At 42.0% G+C, this 1,087-nt stretch carries 2 protein-coding genes; both read right to left on the minus strand.

What is annotated here, in order from left to right; translation table 11 throughout:
• Window positions 1–528: hypothetical protein (locus tag DD606_RS25440; RefSeq protein WP_139158396.1), on the minus strand; the 528-nt coding region annotated here is incomplete at its 3' end.
• 111 nt (window positions 529–639) lie between these two features.
• Window positions 640–1,087 (minus strand): hypothetical protein (locus DD606_RS26270; protein WP_219824247.1); only part of this gene is annotated, 448 nt, incomplete at its 5' end.

The following is a 1,087-nucleotide window of genomic DNA, read 5'->3' on the forward strand; positions in this document are numbered from 1 at the left end:
AGCTTCCTTCCCTGCAACTCTTTCAAGCACATGTTCTGAATATGGCAAGGGATAACGGTCTCTCCTAGTGGCGGCATTGACCTTCTTGAGATCCACGCACACTCTGAGTTTCCCATTCTTTTTTGGCACAATCACTATTGGAGACACCCATTCTGAGTGCTCAATAGGGTATATGAATCCGCATTTCACAAGCTTTTCAATCTCTTCTTGAACGATTTTTGCATACTTAGGATTCATTGGGTAGGGTCGTTGCTGAACTGGTTTAGCCATGCTATTCATGGGGATTGTGTGTTGCACCATGGAAGGTGGAACACCTTTCATACCATGATATGTCCAAGCAAATATATCCCTGAATTCCTTGAGAAGTTCTTTAAGTACACACTCCTCAGTCTCTGTCAGATCTTGGGCAATGAAAACAGGTTTGGACTCTTCTCCTGGGTCTGCTAACTCTATTTCCTTAACTATTGCTGGACCATCATAGACTCCATTACTTCCATCGATAGGTTTTCTTTGAGCCTTTGTATACACAACCTTATGTTCCTCTGTGGTGTAGGATTTGAAATGATCAGGTGCAGGGTGTAAATCTATGGGGTCTTGTTGTTTTGTGGACTGTGATTTCTCTTCTGCTTCCTTTTGTTGTTAAGCTAGCTGTCGATTTTGTCGTATCCTTATAGTACGGCTCAACTTTGGCTTCCTTGTAGCTTCTAGCTGTGCAATGTCAATGGGTTGTGGACTACACCACATGACACTTTGAAGGTATTCATCCCAATTATCTACCAACTTTCGATGAGCATCACATGCCCCAATATAATTAAGCCATTCTGCGGTAGATATCTTTTCATTTATTCTAGCACGCACATTTGCTCGATATTGTCGCGTCTTATGTCTCTCACTCTTATTGTCTAATTTTTTATTACGGTGGATCTCTAGTGAAGAGTCACTAGATGAGTCGCTACTTGTGTCTTCTGCTCCCTTGGATAGATGGTCATATAGGGTACCACTGGGCCCTGAATGGTTTGTCCCCACATTTGCACTAAGATTTAACTCAGATTCTTTGTCCTTAGATGCAATTTCAATTGCTGATTCT

The sequence above is a fragment of the Enterobacter cloacae complex sp. GF14B genome (assembly GCF_004136805.1).
Lineage (GTDB): Bacteria > Pseudomonadota > Gammaproteobacteria > Enterobacterales > Enterobacteriaceae > Enterobacter > Enterobacter hormaechei_C.